Raw genomic sequence first — 21,001 nt, 5'->3', positions numbered from 1 at the left:
TAATTAAAAAGTGATGTTAGCGCCTAATGTCAGGTATCGATAGAATGGATACCGCTCATTTCCCTGTGTAGTACGGGTTGTTTCCGGGTCCCAGCCATCATGAATGCCGCTGATTTCCCAGAGGTCGCTTCCTGAAATATAAACTCTCAATGCGCTGATAGCTTTTGTTCTTTCAAGCAATGCTTTAGGTAGGGTATAACCCAATACAACGTTTTTTAAGCGAACGTAAGCTCCGCTCTCAACCGACCAGGTAGAGGCCTGATAGTTATATGCATTGATACCATTGGTATGCAGGTTAGGAAAATAAGCATCGGTATTGGTTGGCGACCATGTTTTGCCTACCCATGCTTCGGCTTGTGCCTGGCCAAGGGCTGTATATGGAGTACGCCAGTTGTTAGCGCTTCCATTTGCTCTGAAAATGGTTCTTTTACCTACGCCCTGAAAGATACTGTAAAAGTCAAAACCTTTCCATTGTAAACCTATGTTTAACCCAAAGGTATAACGCGGTACATCGCTACCAAGATAAACAAGATCTCCCATATCTTTAGCAGATGTGCCGGTGCTTAGTTTTCCATCGCCATTAACATCAGCAAAAGAATTATCACCCGGGCGCAGGCCCGAGTTTTGGCCCGGAAGGTTAGTTAGCGGAGTGGCAACAGGTATACCAATATTGTTAATAACACCACCAACGCTATAGTATTTGTTATAATTATCTACCTGCTCCTGTGTTTGAAGCCTGCCGGCATATTGCAAACCAAAATACGACCCCAGTGGATAACCTTCTACTGCGCCGTTGTAGCCAGATCCTAATAAAGGCGAGCCGTTGTAATAAATCAGTTTATTTTGACTATCTGTAATATTTGCAGAAATGGAGTAACCCAGCTGCCCAACGCGATCTTTCCAGGTTAACATACCTTCCCATCCCCATGTTTCCAGGTTACCGTTGTTACTTTGCGGAGCCGATGCCCCAAGTACACCCGGATAGGTGACACTGATAAGCATGTTATTATTATAGTTTTTAAACAGATCGAATGTGCCTGATAAACGGTTTCTCAAAACCGAAAAATCCAAACCAATATTGGTCTTTTTTACGGTTTCCCAGGTTCTATCTAAAGATACCAGCGAACCATCTGTTGCCACTTTTGTAGCAATGCTGGAACCCAGCAGGGTATTACTGCTACTGGCAATTAACTGCTGGATATAATCGTAATATTTAATGCCGCTTTGGTTACCGGTGGTACCATAAGACGCGCGCAACTTAAGATTATCAAAAATATTTAATTTTTTAACGGCCGCCTCTTCTGAAATGCGCCATCCTAATTGCAAACTACCAAAAGGGTGCCACCTTTTATAGTCGATAAAATTTGATGTTCCATCATACCTTCCTGTAGCTTCTAACAGGTATTTCCCCTTAAACGCATAGGTAAACCTGCCAAGATAAGATGCCAGGGCAAAGTGATTACGCACCTCACCATTTGATACAAAACCTGCTGTGCCGCTTGATAAACCATTACTTAAAGATGGTACATCATCGCTGCCCAGGTTATAAGTCCGTGAATTGGTCATGTCATATTCATCACGCTCATATGATGCTCCCAGCATCAGCATTACATCATGATCTTTTTTGAATGTATTTGCATAGCTAACCTGCGCAATTAAATTGTAATAGGGATCAACAATGTTTTGTCGATAGTAATTTTCATTACCTGATGTGTTGCCTGCAGTACCAACACTTGGCGTTGTAGATATGAGGTATTTATCATCGTACGAAAAAAATTGGATAGCTTTGGTTTGTACCGCATCATCCTGGTACCACAGGTTGTAACCGGCGGTGCCTGTAAATGTTAAATGCTTTAAAAATTTATAGGTTAAAATACTGTTCAGCATTGCCCTGGTATTGTTTTCCAGGTTATCCCCGCCATCGCGAAGTTGGCCCGGAGGGCTGATAACGCCACCCCACTGGTATGGTTTGCCTGATTGGGTAAAGGCTGGTATACCGGGTTGGAAACCATTGCCCAGTGCGCTGTAGCTTCCTGTGGTATATAGTGTTGGTTGTTGTATGTTGTTCCTTTCCAACGATATATTTGTTGACAGCTCTACTTTATCGCTAAATTTATATTGGTTATTAAAACGTAAATTATAGCGTTGGTTGCCATTATTACCATACTGTAACTGGCTGCCATCATTTAGGTAACCCAGCGAAACACGAAAAGCATTTCTATCAGATCCGCCTGAAAAATTTAAATTTTGTTGTGTGGATGTAGCCCTGCCCCACAATACGCTTGACATAGGCTGACCAATGAAATCGAGTTCCTTTACATCGCCAAACTGGGGTACCGGTAATCCATTATAAACCAGTTGTGGTGTAGCTGATAAAGAACCGGCATAGCCGGGAATCTGCGATGCCAAAACCACTGTGCCATCATTAGCGATAGCGAAATTAGCCATCTGGTACCACAGGTCTGTTGTTGGTACTACGCCATAATTATCATTGATTTTTGCTTCTTTTAAACCGTTGGCCCATTCGGATATATTAGTCATCTTAGGCTGCAGGCCAAGTAGTTTTTCGGATACGGATGGACTATACTGCACAATTAGCTTTCCGTTTTTCCCCTTTTTGGTAGTGATGAGTACCACGCCATAAGCAGCTCTTGATCCATATATAGCAGCGGAAGCGTCTTTCAGAAAAGAAATGTTGTCAATATCATCGGGATTAAGAGAGTTTAGCTCATTGTTATTGTTGATAGCCACACCGTCAAGGATAACCAGCGGATCGGCATTGTTCACAGATGTTGCACCACGGATCTGGAAATTCCAGTTCTCGCGCCCCGGTTGGGCCGATGTGCGCGTAACTACAACTCCCGGAACCTGGCCCTGTAAATTTGCTATGGGGTTATTTGTAGGGCCCCTATCCTGAAATTCTTTAGCTGTTACGGTAGCTATAGCACCGGTTACGGTAGCCAGTTTCTGGGTGCCGTAACCTACAACTACAACTTCGTTGAGGTTGGCTGCAGATGGTGATAATTTTACCAGCATCGGCTTATTAAAAGTTGCCTTTTGGGTTGAGGTAATGTAACCTATGTTTTTAAATTCGAGGCTCCCTCCATCAGGAACGCTGATCTTAAAAGAGCCGTTCACGTCTGCTGCTACGCCAACGGCAGATCCCACAACATGAATGCTCGTACCGATGATCGGTTCGTTTGTGACTGCATCGATAATTTTACCTGTAACCTGCTGTTGAGATTGTGCCAGTAAAACATGACTACAAAATGTAATTAAAAGTAGCGCGAGCAGCCGCTTTACCTTCCATTTTTTTTGAGTAAAAAAAATCATAATTATTAAAATTAAGGGTTAAAATTGGTTTAAATCCTAAATACTGTTTGCAAGGCCAAATGGCTTGGTTAGGGCTGTTGGCAAAGCTATAATTGGCTATAATTGTATATAAGACAATTGCCCGGGGCTTTCATACTCATTTACCTGTTTTTTTTGATATTATGCTGTAGCGGAATAAAAAGGAGGGATATCAACAGGTTTATTCCTTTTAAAAATGTACTATCTTTTAACAAATTTTATGTTTTGAACGTGCTCACCTACGTACATACCAGCCATATCGCCGGTTTTATAGAAACTGGGTTTGCCATCCATATTGTCGGTAATTAATTTCCCCCCTATGCTCAAATTCTCGAAAAAAATATTTTTTACAAGTCTTGTATCATCGTACCCGGTAATTAATGAAAGCTTTTCTGCAGGGCTGTTATAGGTTATGTTTTTAAAGTACACATCATAAATACCTTTGCCTGGAGATGTATTATATTTTTGATTGAACATTACACGAATGTTGATCAATTGCCCTTTGTTGATGTGATCGACGGTAACGCCATCGAAAGCTATTTTTCGAAGCAAATTGGAATCGCCCGCGTTTAAGGCTATGCAGCCCTGGTAGTCCATTTGCATTTCATTTTGTTCAAGAATGTTGATACCGGTAAAATTTATATTCTCCAATGTATCCGGATGGATGGAGTCGCCGTGGGTGCCAATAAGCAGTGGGTGGGCAACATCTGCCCAAAGTATCGCGTTTTTTATGTTTACATTACGGGTATTGCCATAAAAATCCCACCTGTGCCCATATATGGCTATGCAATCATCAGAGTTACGCATATAAATGTGGTTGATATCAATATTGGAACTGCAAAAAATATCTATCCCATCGGCATTACCTTCAGAACTGAAGGATTTAAGATCGCTTATTGATATATCAGCAGATTGGCCTATTAAAACAGAATACTTATGGGGCAAAACAACAATACCCTCTATCTTAACATTGCTTGAAAACTTAACTGATAACGCATCATTACGCGGGGACCTCTGTTTACCGGCATTGCCGGTATTTTTACCACCCGATACATCATCAAGCTCTAATTGCGTTAATATACCCCGTCCGCATATGCGTATGTTTTTGGCATGATCTGTAATCAAACTACCCTGAACAATGGCACCACCGGCAATATAAATGGTTTTGTTTGACGGGATATTTAAGCGGCCAATGTGGTGTATCCCCGGGCCATAATAAAGCACATTGGTATCCGTAGCCAGGGGGATGTTTTTTTGGATAGGGTTGGCAAACAGCTGCAGGTTTTTATACACTTCGCCGTTAACCTCTATGGAGATATACTGAGATACCGACATGAAAAAACGAATGGTTTTACCACTGATGACAGGCTTAATACCGAACGAAGCCGGCCTTACTTTTACTGTTTTAGCCAACGCGTTATTTAAAGTAACCTCAACTTCTACCTTTCCATCACAATCAAAGTAAGCGAACGCCGATTTATGTACGCTGGTTTTAGCATTGATTACTTTAGCAACCTTGGCACTATAAACATCTACTTTTTGCCAGGCATCTGCGGCTTCTCTTACCCTAATACTGTAGGCGGTATTGGCAAAGGCACTTTGGGGGGCCGGGTAGGTGATGATATTTGCAAAAACGAGTTGGGCTAAAAGTATAAACAAACAAGTAAACAATCCTTTAATTTTCATTGCAGATGGGGGAAGAATAAGTATTACACTGCATTAAAGCCGCGTTAGGCCAACAGTTTTTTAAAACAGGTGTTAGTTATTATACAGGTAATGCCATTGCCCGCTTTTAATGTCCAAGGTCCATGGTTTTGGAGCAGGGAGCTTCAAATTTCCATTACCTAACTCAAGGGGCATCCATAAATACCTGGAGTCCCACTGTGCGGCTGGTCGCCAAATATCGCCCATGAAAATAACCGTTGTAGATTTTTCGCCCACTACTTTTAATATCATGGTTGATTGCGAGCCGTAGGTATTGGTTTCGGGTGGTGCGATATCTTTAAAAGCAGACCATGGGCCCGCTAAAGATTTTGCGGTAGCGTATTTATTGGGATTAGCACGCCAGCCGGTTAGCGCCGAGCCTATGGCATAATACAAGCCCTGGTAATGAACAATAGCACCACCTTCCATATGCTCCGGGATCAGGCACATTTCTTTTTCCAGGCTTAAATAATCATCGGCAAGTTTGGCAATGTGGAAACCTAAAGGCCGGTCTTCAAACACCAGGTAAGCGGTTCCATCATCATCAATAAATTGCCCGATATCACGGCTTTCATGGTCTAATGGCCTAAAGCTTTTTAAATATTTAAACTCTCCGTCGGGTTTATCACATACGGCTATACCCACTTTGGCAACTTTGTATTTTTTGTCATCCAAATGGAAATACATTACATATTGCCTGCTTTTTTTATTGTAGTAAACTTTGGGCCTTTCTAATATCCATTTTGGCCCTAAATTTTCCGGGTCTGTCATTTGTACAACATCGCCTTTAAAACTCCAGTTTATCAGATCTGTAGATGAGTAGCAGCTTACATAACGTTTATTGGTATCTAAGTTTTGAGCACGCTCTTCGCCATACCAATAATAGGTATCCTTTATCTTGATAATTCCGCCCCCGTGGGCTTGTACGTGGTTGCCCTGGGTATCGGGCCATAATTGGCCGGGGTTTATATAAGGGTTAGTTTTTTTTTGCCCAAAGCAGGTAACGGCTAAAAAACCGAAAATACATAACGCAACAATAAAAATGGTTTTACCTTTCATGAGTATATACTTGTATAATACCAAAGACAGGCTATGGTTGCTTTTATACTCATGTTGTATAAAATAATTGGTATTTATTGATGAATACCAATTGATATAACAATATTTAAAGATCTGATTTACCGGTAATGTGTAATTATATCGCCATTCTGCAGTTTTGAAAATACTTGTCAGAAATTAATTCAGTTCTTAATTGCAATATACCCCGGTGTACATTGTTTACCACCGATTGATATTTGATGCCGGTAACTTCGGCTATTTCATCATAATTCCAACCATCAAAATATCTCAAAAAGATCATTTCTTTTTGCCTTTTAGGTAAGGTATTCAGCGCTGTTAATAATAGCCTGTTTAGCTCCATGCTATTCTCTTTGTTCATCAGTATTTCTTCCTGCGAAAACTCAATGTCAAAATCCATATCATCGGTTAGAGCAACCGAATGGTTTTTACGGCATTTTAAATAATTAAACGCCAGCGAACGTGCTGTTTTAAAAAAGTAGACCTTTACATTCAATATTAAACCTATGGTTTGCCTGCGTTCCCATAGCTTAATAAAAAGATCTTGTAAAATATCCTGACTGATATCTTCATCTTTAAAGATCTTTAAAAGATAATGGTACAAAACCGGGTAAAGCTCATGATGAATATGGCTAAAGGAATCAACATTTCCTTGTAGGGCGTCTCTCCACCATTGCGATAATTGGTCACTTTTGTTCATAACGGGTTTATGGTTAGCGGTTAGCTTGCTTACTCAATTGTCCATCAACTAAAAATACCCGGTTGTGCTAAGGCGTTATAATACACCTCACTAAAACAGTATAAGTAAATTTTGGTCGATAGATCCTAATTGGTTTAACAGTACTAAAATGAGGGTTTCATTTAATACCTATGGGATACAAACTGGTCATTTAAGGGGTACAATCTCCACAAAAAACAGCCATCTAAACTGATTTAGTAAAAGGATTGCGTGTAGAGGAGTTTATACTTGAAAGCTATTCAATAACTTTGAATTTCTTTTTAAACAGGGGGCGTTTTTGGCGTAAAAAATCTGAAGGATTTGCACCAAAAAGTTTATGAAACTGGGTGCGAAAATATTTGATGTTATTAAAGCCGGTTTCCAGTGCCACCTGGTTTACATTCATATCCGTTTGTATCAGTAATTCGGCAGCTTTGCGCAGGCGTATGTACCTGATAAAGCCGTTAACAGAATGTCCCGATAAGGATTTTACCTTTCTGTATAAGTTAGAGTGGCTCATCCCTATTTGATCAGCCAAAACTTTTATCGAAAAGTCAGGATCGGTAATGTGCTTTTCAACAACAACAATGCATTTCTCTAAAAATAGTTTATACTCCTCGGAAATGGTAATATTGCCCGGGCTAAGTGTAACTGCATTATAAAAGTAGCTTTGTAAATTGCTGCGTATTTGCAGCAGGTTGGCCACCCTTGCTACTAACATGTCTTTTTCAAAAGGCTTACTGATATAGTCATCGGCTCCGCTTTCCAGCCCCATTATTTTCCCTTCGGCCGATGAGCTTGCCGTAAGCAGTATCATGGGGATATAATTAAGCAATGGGTCTTTTTTAATAATGGCGCATAGCTCTATCCCGGTTGTTCCGGGCATCATTACATCGCAAATAATCAGGTCGGGCAGTTTATTTTTAGCAATTAAAAGCCCTTTATCACCGTTTTCGGCCTCGTAAACTATGTATTGGCTATCTAAAATACTTATAATGTATTTTCTCAGATCGGTATCATCATCTATAACCAGTATCGCTTTTTTGTCGGTAAAAATGGTTTCTGTTTTAAAATCGGTGTTATCCGGTTTAGCCGTTACGCTCGTGGCGGCGGGCTGGTTGCTAAGCTCATTTAAAAGAGGAGAGGAGGCAGACTCGATATGGGAAATAATTTCGTTAGGATAATGATCGATGCCTTTTTTAAGCTGTAAAATAAAGGTAGTGCCCTTGCTGGGAAGACTGTGGTAGGTAAGTTTACCCTGATGATCTGTTGTGAATTGCTTAGCCAGGTACAGCCCAATGCCAAAACCTGCTTTTACAGGTTGTGCTGCTTCTCTCGACCGGTAGAATTGATCAAACAGCTTTTCGCCGATGTGGGTTGGTATGCCGGGGCCATTGTCTATTACCTGTATTTGTACTTCGGTATCGGTATCATCAATAACTACCTGTACTTTTTTACCGGCCGGGCTGTACTTTATCGCGTTAGACATTAAGTTGAACAAAATGATCTCGATCTTTTCGCGGTCGCCAAATATGATCAGTTTCACTTCAGGAGTGGCTAACTCAAAAGCAATCCCGGCTGCTTTGGCCTGCTGTTCAAAACATAAAAAAACGTCATTACAAACCTGCCAGATATCAATGGGCCCTATGTTGAGGTTGCTCATGCCTGCATCAGCCTTTCTAAACAATAACAACTGATCTACCAAACTTAAAAGGCGTCTTGCATTGCGGTAAACAATGTTCAGGTCGTTTTTTTCCGCGCCGGTACGCTGTTTCAGCAGATCGTTGATCGGGTTGATGATTAAGGATAGCGGCGTTCTGAACTCGTGCGATATGCCGGTAAAAAACTCCAAACGTTTATTGTTTAATTCACGTTCTTTTTCCTGGATCAGTTTTTGGCTATCGGCATTTACTTTAGCGAGTTTAATTTCATATTTTAAATGTGCCTCGCGCGAGCGGTAACTTAAATACCAGTAAACGCAAAAAAACAAGATCAGTAAATAAAAAGTGTAGGCCCACCATGTACGGTACCATGGCGGCAGGATGGTAACATTCAAAGCAACCGTCTTTTTTATCAACTTGCCCTCGGCATCGGTACAGTTTACTTTAAAAACATACGATCCGGGGTTAAGCCTGGTATAAACGGCATTACGTATTTGCCCGATATCGTTCCAGCCTTTATCCCAGTTCTCCATCATGTACCGGTAACTGATCTTTTCCTGTGATGAAAATTCAATGGCCGAAAAATTGATAGACAGCGATGCTTCATCATAGGGGATGGTTAAGGCCTTTACCTGGCTGTTTTGTACCGCCGAGATATAGGAGGGCTTTTCGCTGATGAGTGAGCCGTTAACCTTTAAATCATTAATAACAATGTTAGGGATGCTATTTACCGGGAGGATATGCTGTGGATTGAATAGTGTTAACCCATTGATGCCCCCAAAAGCCAGCTCACCACTTTTAAGAGAAACCGAGGCATTAAAATTAAACTCTTTATTCTGCAAGCCATCACTCTCAAAAAAGTTGGTAAAAACCCGCTTGTTTACATCAAGCCTGCATAAGCCATTGTAAGTGCTCATCCATAAATAACCGTTTTTATCCTCTTCAATGGTTAATACATTGTTACTGCTCAGGCCATCATCTGTTGTATATTGTTTAACAATGCGGCCCTGTTTGCGGTCAAACAATATTAAACCAGCCTCGGTGCCTAACCAAAGGTTGCCTTTTTTATCCTCATATATAGTTCTTACAGATGTGCCTTTTGCAAAATACTGCTTTCTTTTCCCTTGCCTGTCAATATGTACAAGGCCATCAAAGGTTCCGCACCAAAGTGTACCATCATCATCTTCGGTAATGGCCAGGATGTTTTTGGCCGACGGATCGAACACATTAAAACGGTCATTAACACGATCATACAAAAACAAGCCATCCTGTAAGCCGCTTGCCCACAAATTTTTCAGGCGGTCTTCATAAAGTATCCAAAAAACTACGCTGGAGGCTTTATTTGCCTTATCATATCCTACATACTTTTTAAAAGTGCGGGTATGGGGTTCAAACAGATCAATACCTCCGCCATAGGTTGCTATCCATATTTTCTGGCTAAAATCCTGCTTAATGCAGGTAATGAAGTTTGAACTGAGTGTGCCGGCATCATGTACAGCATAATGAAAATTATCAAAATGGTTGTGCTCACGATCCCACAGGCTTAACCCGCTGCCATCCGTACCGATCCACAACCTGTGCCGGGCGTCTTCAAAAACTGATTTAACAAAATTGTTGATCAGGCTGTTTTGATTGGTAGGATTATGACTGATGTTTTGAAACCGCTCTTTAACATTGTCGATAATATTTATCCCTCCACGCAATGTGCCGATCCACATTCTGAAGTCTTTATCCCGATAAATTGCATAAACAGAATTACTGGATAATGAATGATCATCAAAGCCGTCAGACAGGTGGTCGATTTTCCCGGAAGCTCTGTTTAAAATATTAATCCCTCCGCCATCGGTACCTATCCAAAGGATATTGCCGGGCATTGTTTGCAGGCTGGTTACCCTGTTAGAACTCAAGCCTGCCTCTTCATTTATCACCGCGTTAACCCGGTATGTTAACATATCCAGGTGATATAAGCCCGTGTTTGTACCTACCCAACACTGCTGGTTTTCAATAAAAAAGCAGGTTACCCCTTTTAAAACAGGGCCTGCTAACCTGATACATTTTTGTTTTCTATCATATAGGCATAACCCTTTTTTATCGATCCAGACATAGACCTGCTGATTGGGGCCGATGAACAATGCCTGTACATAATAATTCCATAAACTGCCTTGCTGGTCCTGATAGGGGATCTCGAGCCCTTGTTTATGCTGCTGCTCAAATAATATTAATCCATTGTCCTGCGATGCGATAAAGACATTACCTGCATGGTCTGTTTTAATATCCCTGATGTATGATTTGATTTGGAATGGCTTTGTCTGCCCCATTCGCGAAGCATATTTTACAGCAAATTTTTCTGAAACAGGATCAAATACACTGATACCCTGCCGCGTGCCAACCCAAAGGTTGTTTAAACGATCTTCGGCAATACAGTTGATATAGCTGTATATTATGGAGTTTTTATTGGTTGGGCTATTCCTGAAGATCTTAAAATCGTACCCATTGTAGCGGTTCAAACCATCATATGTGCCAAACCACATATAACCCTGATGATCCTGAAATATGCAGCGCACCTCGCTCTTAGAAAGGCCGTCTTTAACGCCCAACTTGCTAATTACTGGGGCATTGCCCGCTACCAGCGATTGAAAAGAAGAAAAAAACAGGCAAAAGAATAACAGAACGATGTGATTCCGAAAGGCATCAAACCGGGGCATATAATTTGAGTACCGTAAGTGTATCTTTTTATTCAAGTTACAAACGCTATTTATATATCAGGATTTAACTAACCATATCAAACTCATGCTTAGTTAAAGGTGATGAATAGGTTCTTACTTTTGATAAGATAGCTATTCATGTAATTATAAAGACTTATTGATTACCGGCTTTTACTTTAGGTTTATTTATTGCAATTGCTGAAAAAACTTTATCCCAATGCTTTTTTATATCCGCATCGCTTACTTTCAATTTTTCTATTTTGAAAATATCTTGCGGGTCAGTTCCAATTGCATTTTTTTTCATTGCCTAAAATTAAACAATTCAAATAAGTTTTTATCATCAATTACTAAATCGAGGGGTTAAATAACTCCCACAAAAACAGATGCGTTGCCCAAGCCTTTTACTAATGAATAAACAGACGTATAACCATAAAGACATCGCGAAAGCATATTTATACTCATTTTACAAAAAACATCCTCAATTTACTAAATAAACAAGGGCACAACCATTTACATGATTGTGCCCTGTTTTGCCATTATTATACAATTACGGCTAACTGAAGCCCATAGTATTATTGAATAATGAGCAGCCTTATAGCTGTTTGTTTATTTAGCTGTACAAAATAAACGCCCGGTGCAAAGCCTTGATTTAAAGATACCTGCAAAACCCCATCACTGCTGTGGAACAAATTGCGCTGCAGCACCCTGCCGAAAGAATCGGTAATGGCTAAGTTGATATCTTTGTTCAACAGATCAGGCGTAAGCTTAACTTTGAATTGCCCGTTGCTCACCGGATTTGGATAAATAAGAACATGATCGCCGGCGGCAGGAGCAGTTGCCGTTGCGGGGGCTATCACATCATTATTGGTTTGTGTACCTGTTTTAACAGTAGTAACGCTTGCCGCTGATGGTTCAGTTCCGTAAATCAGTTGGCCCTGGTAGTAAACGGTGATATGGTTGTTTTCGGCCATTGCACCTTTAACCAGGTAAGAGTAATCATTTGCTTCGTTAAAAGCACTCCAGTCGGATTTATTGATCCGGTATTGCATATTACCTGTAGCGCTTAGTGGATAAAGCGCGCCTGCAGAAGAATTAACTGCCATTTCGAGGTAAGTATCGGCGCCATTGCCTGCAGGGCTTACCGTAACAAATTTTCCGCTGATCTTACTACTTCCCAGTTTAGCATAATCTACCGAAAGATTTAAAGGGGAGGAGCCTTCCCTGGTAAACCAATACCTTACGGTTAAGTCGCTGTAGGCTACTGCTACGTTACCTGTATTATTTATGTTAAGGTAGGTGCTGATGGAGTTACCATTAGCTACCTGGTTTTGGTTTTGATAAAACACATTAAAATGCGGAGCAACAGGTACAGTAGCCGGTTCGGTGCCAAATATCAATTGACCATTCCTGTAAAGGGTAATATGGTTGTTAACTGCATAGTTGGCTGTGTTATTTTGGTGCGAATAATCATCCGCTTCGGATAGGTTAGACCAGTCTTGATTTGCAAACCGCGATTGGATAACACCGGTATTGCTGTTGGCATTCAGTTTAGCACCTGATGCAAAACTATATTCGATATAGCCCAATGCACCTGTTTTTGGGTCCGGAGATTGAACGTATCGCATAGCAACATTGTTATTTCCCATCTGTGCATAATCTATCCATGTGTTAATGCCCGCATAGTTTTCTGCAGTGAACCAGTAGCGCATAGTAAGTTCACTATAATTTACGCCTACAGAATCCTGGTTAACGATCTTTAAATATGGCCTGGCTACATTATTGGTTAATTGCCCGTTGTCGCCGTCTAATGATTGTACCTGGATGTTAAATGACGCCACAGTAAATGCCTGTGTTGCTGTTGCTGCAACATACGTTTGGTTACCCGCCTGTTGTACGGTTATGTTGCTAATACCCGCACCTACAATATGAAGCTTACCATTTACAATGGTGGCTACACTGGTATTTGAGCTTGAGTAAGTTACCGGTAAACCTGAACTTGCTGTCGCATTAAGGCTAACATCGGCATCGCCCAATTTTTTAGCAGGTAGAGCACTAAATGTGATGGTTTGATTAAGCTTATTGATCGTCAGGCTTTGGCTTACACTGGTTGCAGGGTTGTATGTTCCATTTCCGGCTTGCGATGCTGTAATGGTAGTTGTACCTGCTCCGGTAATGTGGATGATGCCATTTGTGATGGTTACAACTGTTGGATCAGAGCTGGTGTAATCAATTTGCAGGCCTGAATTGGTGGTTGCCCCTGTGCTAAAAGCGCTATCAACTACGGTTTTAGCCGACAAGGTATTGAAAGTAATGCTTTGATCCAGTTTGTTAACCGTTAAGCTTTGGCTTACGCTGATTGCAGGGTTGTATGTTCCATTTCCGGCTTGCGATGCAGTAATGGTAGTTGTACCTGCTCCGGTAATGTGGATGATGCCATTTGCAATAGTCGCAACCGATTGGTCGGAACTGGTATAGCTTATCACCAGGCCTGAATTAGTAGTTGCGCCTATGCTAAAATCGCTATCGGCCATTGTTTTTGGTGACAGGGAAGAGAACGTTATAGTTTGATAGCGCTTGCTTACCGTTAACAACTGCGTAACCGGTGCAGCTGGTAAATATATGCTGCTACCTGTTTGGTTAGCTGTAATATTGGTTGTACCTGCGCCCGTGATGTGAATTTTGCCATTAACGATGGTCGCTACGTTAGTATCAGCGCTGGTGTAATTAACGCTTAAGCCTGAACTTGCTGTCGCACCGGCATCAAAATCGGTATCGGTAACTAATTTGTTTGGTAACGGATTGAAAGCGATGGTTTGATCAACCTTATTAATAGTAAGGCTTTGGCTTACTGAAGCTGCTGCAAGATAGGCAGCGTTACCGGCCTGCGATGCGGTAATGGTAACTATACCCGCTCCTTTAATGTGGATGTTCCCGTTAACAATGGTTGCTTTAGAAGTATCAGCACTGGTATAGGTTATTCCCAGGCCCGAACTTGCTGTTGCACCGGGGGTAAAATCAGCATTGTTAACCAACTTTGCCGGTAGGGTATTAAAAGTGATAGATTGGTTGAGTTTGCTTATCACAAGCTTTAGGGTATCCAGGCCTCCGCTATTACCGGTTGCGTTGGTTGCACTAACAATTACTGCAAACGTACCCGCAGCCGCAGGTGACCCGGAAATTATACCGTTCCCTGTATTCATACTTAAACCCGCGGGTAAACCGCTTGCGCTGAAATGATAAGGTGAATTGGTTGCTTTGATGGTATCAATAAAAGCCGAACCATAAACCCCGCCGGCTGTTTTACTACTGGTGATTTTTGGTATGGCCGAAGAAATACTTATGGTATCAAACCTTGCCTGCGACAAAACAGCGGTGTTATGGCTGCAGGCTGCTAAGCCAACATAAATAGATGCGGGCATGGTAATGGTTTGAGCAGTACCAACCAAAGTCCAGGTGTTACCATCGGTAGACCGGTAAGCTGTAAATGTGTTACCGGAGCGTACCAGTTTTTCCCAATAAGGTGCTGCAATACCTGTTGTTGAACTTGACGCGCTTGAACCGGCTGTTGCCGTGCGGCGAATAAATTCGACACCTACTGTTGGGGTAACATCAACCATGGTATGGATTGAGTTGGCCAGGAGCGTTGCACGCATCATAATACCGGCTTTTGCATTTCCCGAAATGGCTGTTGTTGTGCCATAGTTTTGCAGTGAAGCAACATGGGCAACAATGGCGCCATCGCCGTTTAAGGTCTGGTAACTAAAATGAAACGCGTCTGCATTGCCCCAAACGTCGGCACCTGCACCATATAGTGTCATTCCGCCGGCGTAACCCGCGTTACCGGTTTGCACTACTGTGCCAATATCGGCATGGGCCCAAACAGTATTTACTATGGGCTGGCCTATTGGTGTAGCTGTAGCCGAAGCGCTGGAAGGACCTGTACCAACGGCGTTGTTAGCAGATATTGCGTAAACATAAGGTGTTCCGTTTGTTAAGCCGGTAACGCTGTATGTTAAGGCAGTAGTAGTACCCACCGGGGTATAAACACCATTTGTTACATTGCTAATGGTATAACCGGTTGCCCCGCTTGAAGCATTCCAACTCAGGTCTATACGTCCGTTCCAACTTGTGGCAATAACAGATGCCGGGGCAACAGGTACCAATGTAATGGCTACCTGGGCAGAGGGTAGGCTCTCCAATGATCCCACAATTGCGGTAACGATATAATAATACGGTCCACCTGCGGTTGAAGCCGCATCAACATAACTTGTTGCTGTAATGTTAGATGCTATTGTTGTATAAGGGCCGCCACTGGTTGTTGCGCGTTTTACATTATAACCCGTTGCGCCACTTAGAGCGGTCCAGCTTAATGAAACCTGGTTAGTACCGGTTGCAGTCAGGCCTGTTGGGCCCGCCGGAAGCACGGCAGTAACCGCTGCTGCTATCTCGGTAGCGCTTAATGCGCGGCTGTATACCTTAAAGTCATCAACCGTGCCGGTTAACATAGGGTCGGCAGTAAATTGCGATTTACCTATCCATGTCTGGGTAGTAGTTCCTAAACTCGAAGGCTTAAGGGTCATGCTGGCGTTGCGGCCAACCTCTACGCCGTTTACATACATAATAGCTAATGCACCGGCTTGAGTTACCGCAAAATTTGTCCATGCACCGGTTGTTACCGGAGCGGTTCCATTTATTCCCTGCTCGGCTACACCGCCGCTGGTGATGGCAAAACGCGGGAACCCGGTGCTGCCTTTAGGTGCCAGGAACATATAATTTGTGGTTCCGGTGCCAAAGTCAAAAATACGCCCCCAGGTGGCAAGGGCATCAAGCTTTACCCATGCCGAAATGGTGAAATCATTTACGGTGCTTAGCGCGCCATTTGGAAGCGTGGCATAAGCATTGGCTGTTCCATTCAATGACAATGCCTGGCCGGAGATACCCGTAGCTCTGGTGGCGGCAGCTGCAAGGGCAGCATGGTTTGCTCCCCATGCGTCAATGGCTTTTGTTCCGCTTAGCTCATCAAATTTGTAATAATCTTTTTGGCCAATATTGGGTTTGGCAATTATCTCAGTACTGTTTGCGCTTTCAACTGTATTATTGATAGAAGTGATCACATAATAATAAGTGCTTCCGTTAGTAACCGTTGCATCGGTGTATGATGTTGTACTTAAGTTGTTTGCAAGGGTAGTATAAGGTCCTCCGGAAGTAGTTGCACGTTTAACATTATAAGTGAGGTTTGCTATAGGGGTCCATTCTATAATGTCTTTGGCATCACCTCCCGCAACCAGCACACCGCTAACAATGGTGCTTTGAACTGTTAAAATAAGCGTTGCGGTACCAGTGGTATTTCCGTTTGAAGCAATTAAGGTAACAGGGAAGGTGCCGAATTGGGTTGGTGTGCCCGAAATAACACCGGCAAGTGTATCAATACTTAAACCGGCAGGAAGCCCGCTTGCCGAAAAATGATTTGGCGATTGGATAGCTGTAATGCTATAAGTCATGGCCCTTCCTATCAAAACAGTATCAGTTAACGCGCTGGTAATGGTTACCGGCGTGGTACGGTCATCTAACAGTACCACATCATTACCTGTGCCGCCTTTGTAGGTGATACGGAAATTATAATTACCTACTTTTAGTAACGATAATTCGGGCAGGTTTTTAAATGTGCCTGTAATGGGCAAAGTACCCGTGTTATCAATAATAGTGAAAGAAGTACCGGTAGCTAAAGTTAGCGAATCAACCGGTGCTATTAGCAGTTTAGGGTTGTTTATCAAATTAACCGAACCTGCAACAATTTTATCGCTGGTGGCCGCGCTTGTGCTGATCTCGGCTTTATAAGTCGCATCTTGTTTAAGCGTCAATGTATTGGTTGTGGTTAGCGTACCTATATTCGGATCGCCCGGCTCCAATAAAGCACCCGTGCCGGATCCGGTACCTATGGTTATAGGGGCGCTGCTTAAACCACCACCGCCTAAAGATCCGGACTGTACCGTTATCGCACTGATAAAGGTGCCGCTTGTTGGGTTGTTGGAAAACATAAATTTACCACCTTTTATGGTTGTTGTGCCCGAGTAATTATGATTGCCGGTAAAATATTGTATGCCTGTTCCTACTTTTTCCACATTAATGGTGCCTGTTATGGTACCACTAAAATTTGTATTGAGGTTTAATGCACCCACACTGATTATGGGGCTGCCGCCACCCGCGCCATCATATCTAATTGCCCCTCTGCCGCTTAACGCTCCAAAATTTAAGGTGCCTGTGGTAAACGTGAGGCCTACACAGTCATTTCCGTTAGCATCCAGGTTCCAGTAAGCGGCGGCGCTGCCTGCCTGTGCGGCTTCAAAACGCACCCGGTTGTTGCCGCTTCGTAATTTATCTACAAAAGTACCGGTAAAACCACTGTTATCTCCATAAAGATGCAAGGGGGCACTGGAAGCATTTCCATCCTGAATGATGGTTCCGCTGCCCGTCATCTTACCATATAAACTAATAGCATCCGAGGGCTCATAAATATAACTTGTTTTCCCTGCGTTAACTACTATATCATTATACAGGGTTGCAGCGCCACCCCCGGCAAGCAGTGCCCCGCCGTTCATAATGATCTTACCTGTTCCTAACGGGCCGGATGTTGGTGCTGATGGTGCGCCTGTACCGGTACCGGATATTATTGTACCGTATATTGCGGGCCAGCTTTGCGGGTTGCCGTTTAGTGTTGTATTACCCGAATACGTATTGGCTCCGGATATATAAAGATAGCCTATGCCTGTTTTAAGTAAACTGCCACTGCCGCTTATATTGCCCGTTAATGATACTGTGCTGCTGGTAACCGTGTTTACACTTAACAAAGTATCCAGTACAACAGGCATACTTAGGGTATGGCCTGTAGTGGCATTATTAACCAGGTCATTCCTTAAATGTATGGCATTACCGGCTATGGTATAACTGTCGGCATCAGTATTAAACTGTATCCTGGAAGCTGTTAGCGCGGCAATATCATTAGTTAAAACAGTATCAGCCGATGATGAAAAAGTAATAATGGCAGGGTTTACAGGCGTTGCGTTTTCCACCCAGTTTGAAGCCTGGCTAAAGGAACCGGTTGTAGCAAGCGGATTCCAGGTAGATGATGTAGAACCGGGTACACCAAATGCTTCAGTAGAGTTTGCACCTTCCTTAGTTTGGCCGAGGGAAGAAATTACGTAATAATACGGAGTTCCGTTGCTTACATTCATATCATTATAGCTTGTAGCGGATACGTTGGCTATAGTGGCATACGGCCCGCCGCTTACGGTGCTCCGTTTTACATTATAAGTTGCTGCGCCCAAAGCTGCATTCCAGCTTACATCCAACTCGTTGCTTTTAGTTACAACTACCGGCTGGCCCGGCGTTGCCGGCGGAACCGATGCAGAAACCTCGTTTGAAGTGCCGCTTTCCAGGTTCCCCGTAAGGGCGGTAATTACATAATAGTTGCTTACCTCGGGCACGGGCGATGCATCCGTAAAACTGGTGCCGGTAACTCCTGCCTGGATGGTTGTATAAGGCCCGCCGGCAGTTAACGAACGTTTTACAGCATAACCGGTAGCATTAGCCGAAGCTGCCCAGGTAAGGTTAATTTGCGTGGTGTTAACAACTGATGCTGCGGCCGAAGCAGGTGCCGCGGGTATTTGGTTATTAATGACGTTCAGTATCAGGGATGCCGTGCCGGTACCATTTGCATTGGTAGCCGATATGGTGATTTCGCTTTGCCCTAAGGTGGTAGGTGTGCCCGATATGATACCTGTAGTTACATCAAGGCTAAGCCCCGTGGGTAAGCCGACGGCAGTATAGGAAGATGCGCCGGCACCTGTAATGATGTTATAACTGAAAGGTGCACCAATGGTAGCTGTAGCTGTGGTAGCACTGCTGATATCGGGAGCGCCCGCAGGTGTGGTTTGACTATAGGCCACATTGCTGAATACGGCCGTAGTCTGTGCCGAAGCATTAGCAGATAAGGCATAAAAGCCTGCATACAGATCGGTTGGGAAACCTGTTGCCGAATACCAGCAACCAAGCCCCGTCCAGTTAACACCATCTTGCGAATGGTACGTAAATATGCGGGTGCCTACACGCTCAATTTTTAACCACCAGGGCGCCTTGGGCTGATAATGGTTGCCCACGCCGCCCGTAGCTTTAAGGAAGATATCATAAAAAGTGGCACCGGGAGCCAACGATGTGCGTAACATAACGCCGCAGCCACCACTATTGAGCGACATACTGTTAACCTTTACTACAAGGCCTGCATCGCCACTGATTTTTTTAAAGTTGAAACTAAAAGCAGTACTGGTAGATGTGCCCGCGGAGTTCACCGTCCAGGTTCCATTATTATAAGATGTATTGCCGGCTATGCCCGGGTTGCCAATATCAATTGTAGTAAGATTGCTTACCGGCCGAACACTATCAGCAGGATAAATAACCGGTGTTAAAGGTGTGGCATGCGAGGTATCGGCTGATTTTAAATACAAAAACGAAAACCCATCTTCGCCTGCCTTAGCGCGTATTTGTTCGGTATAAGGTGTAGGGATGCCTTTACGCAGCGCATACGCTCCCTTTATGATATTATTAAAAGGATGCCTGTGAACATATCCGGGGCCTATTCCCCAACCGGTCCAATAACTGGCATAGCCGCCAAACGGTATAAATGTTAAAGTACCCGCAGGCGATTGGCTGTATTGGCTGTATAGCTCGCCAATGTTAAGTAAGCGGTTGTTAAACTCTGCAAACATGTCAACGCCTTGTTTCCAGGCCACTTCGGCACTCCATCCAAGCGCCTGTATCTGCTCAAACCAGTGGTCATCACGGCCCGAGTCGCCCACTTCGCCATTAGGTAAGCTATTTCGTAAACCACCGCCCGCATCCATGCGGTACACATCAATAGCTTGCTGCCATAAAACGGGGTCCTTTAAATAGGCCGCAATACCAATAGCTATCGCAGTTTGAAGTGCTCCCTTATTTGCATCCCTTGTTGGGGACGGTACCCATGAAGTTGGGAATAAAACATTGCGGAAATAATTGTTTACATGTGCACTATTAGCTGCTGTCCATCCCGGAAAGGTGCTTCTTAAAATATCTGCTGCGGGTACAAAATATTCCACACGGTCGCCAATATCAAGCATGTTTTCGCCGCCACCCCAGGTGGTATTGGTAACGGCCCAGGCATCCAGCATATTGGTAGCCTTTCGGGCATAAGTTGAATCACCTGTAAAAACATACATAAACGCTAAGTTGTGGATAGCGATCATATCATCCAGCCAGGCCGGATTGTTTAGGTTGGGCGCACGTGTTACTGTAGCAAAAGGCCCATGCATACTGTAGCTGAGCTGTGAGTGTGAATCGGCCGCGAGGGCGTTGTATCCCGTACGCCAGGGTTCGGTGTTAACGTTGGCCTTTAGCAAGGCCAGGTCATAGCCGGTAAAAGGTACGCCGGTTTGCGCGCTCACCGTTGCCGGAGCCAAAGCGATAAAAAAAAGCAATAAAATGCAAAGAGAAAGCCTGCATTTGAGTTTAAAAAGAAGAGTAAAAAAAACCTTCATAGCTTTTATAGTTAGGTAAACATTTTGGTTAAGCGCCGCTTTTATGAACATCCATATCATGGATTTGCGTTACGGCGCTTTTAGGTTATTTGATTGTTATACAGACAGGTGTCCCTATAGATTATACTCGGTTTTGTGAATTTTATTTTTTTGATCACGATATCCGGTCCGGGTTTTTCAAGGGAAAGAAAATGGAGGCGGTATGAGTATAAAATG

The 21,001-nt window shown here is 43.2% G+C and carries 7 protein-coding genes; all 7 read right to left on the bottom strand.

Annotated elements, in window-relative coordinates; genetic code table 11:
- Window positions 1–3 precede the first annotated feature (3 nt).
- The 7 genes from KXQ82_RS08500 to KXQ82_RS08470 all read right to left on the bottom strand — a co-directional run bounded on the left by KXQ82_RS08500 (window position 4) and on the right by KXQ82_RS08470 (window position 20,725).
- Window positions 4–3,333, bottom strand: a complete 3,330-nt coding sequence (locus KXQ82_RS08500) for a SusC/RagA family TonB-linked outer membrane protein (RefSeq protein WP_219487756.1) — start codon at window positions 3,331–3,333, stop codon at window positions 4–6.
- A gap of 219 nt (window positions 3,334–3,552) precedes the next feature.
- Window positions 3,553–5,037, bottom strand: a complete 1,485-nt coding sequence (locus tag KXQ82_RS08495; RefSeq protein ID WP_219487755.1) for a glycosyl hydrolase family 28 protein — start codon at window positions 5,035–5,037, stop codon at window positions 3,553–3,555.
- Between the two features lie 72 nt (window positions 5,038–5,109).
- On the bottom strand, window positions 5,110–6,114 hold the full coding sequence (locus KXQ82_RS08490) for a family 43 glycosylhydrolase (RefSeq protein ID WP_219487754.1): 1,005 nt from the start codon (window positions 6,112–6,114) through the stop codon (window positions 5,110–5,112).
- 136 nt (window positions 6,115–6,250) lie between these two features.
- Entirely contained in the window at window positions 6,251–6,832 is a 582-nt protein-coding gene (locus KXQ82_RS08485; RefSeq protein ID WP_219487753.1) for an RNA polymerase sigma factor, read from the bottom strand.
- Window positions 6,833–7,106: 274 nt separating this feature from the next.
- Complete coding sequence (locus KXQ82_RS08480) at window positions 7,107–11,216, bottom strand: hybrid sensor histidine kinase/response regulator (protein WP_219487752.1); 4,110 nt, start codon at window positions 11,214–11,216, stop codon at window positions 7,107–7,109.
- A gap of 154 nt (window positions 11,217–11,370) precedes the next feature.
- The gene (locus tag KXQ82_RS08475; RefSeq protein WP_219487751.1) at window positions 11,371–11,520 is read right to left on the bottom strand and encodes a hypothetical protein; all 150 of its coding nucleotides are present in this window, start codon (window positions 11,518–11,520) and stop codon (window positions 11,371–11,373) included.
- A gap of 268 nt (window positions 11,521–11,788) precedes the next feature.
- The gene (locus KXQ82_RS08470; RefSeq protein ID WP_219487750.1) at window positions 11,789–20,725 is read right to left on the bottom strand and encodes a cellulose binding domain-containing protein; all 8,937 of its coding nucleotides are present in this window, start codon (window positions 20,723–20,725) and stop codon (window positions 11,789–11,791) included.
- Window positions 20,726–21,001: the final 276 nt, after the last annotated feature.

Origin of the sequence: Mucilaginibacter rivuli, assembly GCF_019391655.1 — a bacterium.
GTDB lineage: Bacteria > Bacteroidota > Bacteroidia > Sphingobacteriales > Sphingobacteriaceae > Mucilaginibacter > Mucilaginibacter rivuli.
Note: the sequence above shows the minus strand (reverse complement) of the source record. Positions and strands in the feature narration are given on the sequence as shown.

Bases quoted from the DNA above. Each gene is read 5' to 3' on its own strand.
- KXQ82_RS08490 (WP_219487754.1), bottom strand. From the start codon at position 6,114: ATGAAAGGTAAAACCATTTTTATTGTTGCGTTATGTATTTTCGGTTTT.
- KXQ82_RS08480 (WP_219487752.1), bottom strand. From the start codon at position 11,216: ATGCCCCGGTTTGATGCCTTTCGGAATCACATCGTTCTGTTATTCTTT.
- KXQ82_RS08485 (WP_219487753.1), bottom strand. From the start codon at position 6,832: ATGAACAAAAGTGACCAATTATCGCAATGGTGGAGAGACGCCCTACAA.
- KXQ82_RS08475 (WP_219487751.1), bottom strand. From the start codon at position 11,520: ATGAAAAAAAATGCAATTGGAACTGACCCGCAAGATATTTTCAAAATA.
- KXQ82_RS08500 (WP_219487756.1), bottom strand. From the start codon at position 3,333: ATGATTTTTTTTACTCAAAAAAAATGGAAGGTAAAGCGGCTGCTCGCG.
- KXQ82_RS08495 (WP_219487755.1), bottom strand. From the start codon at position 5,037: ATGAAAATTAAAGGATTGTTTACTTGTTTGTTTATACTTTTAGCCCAA.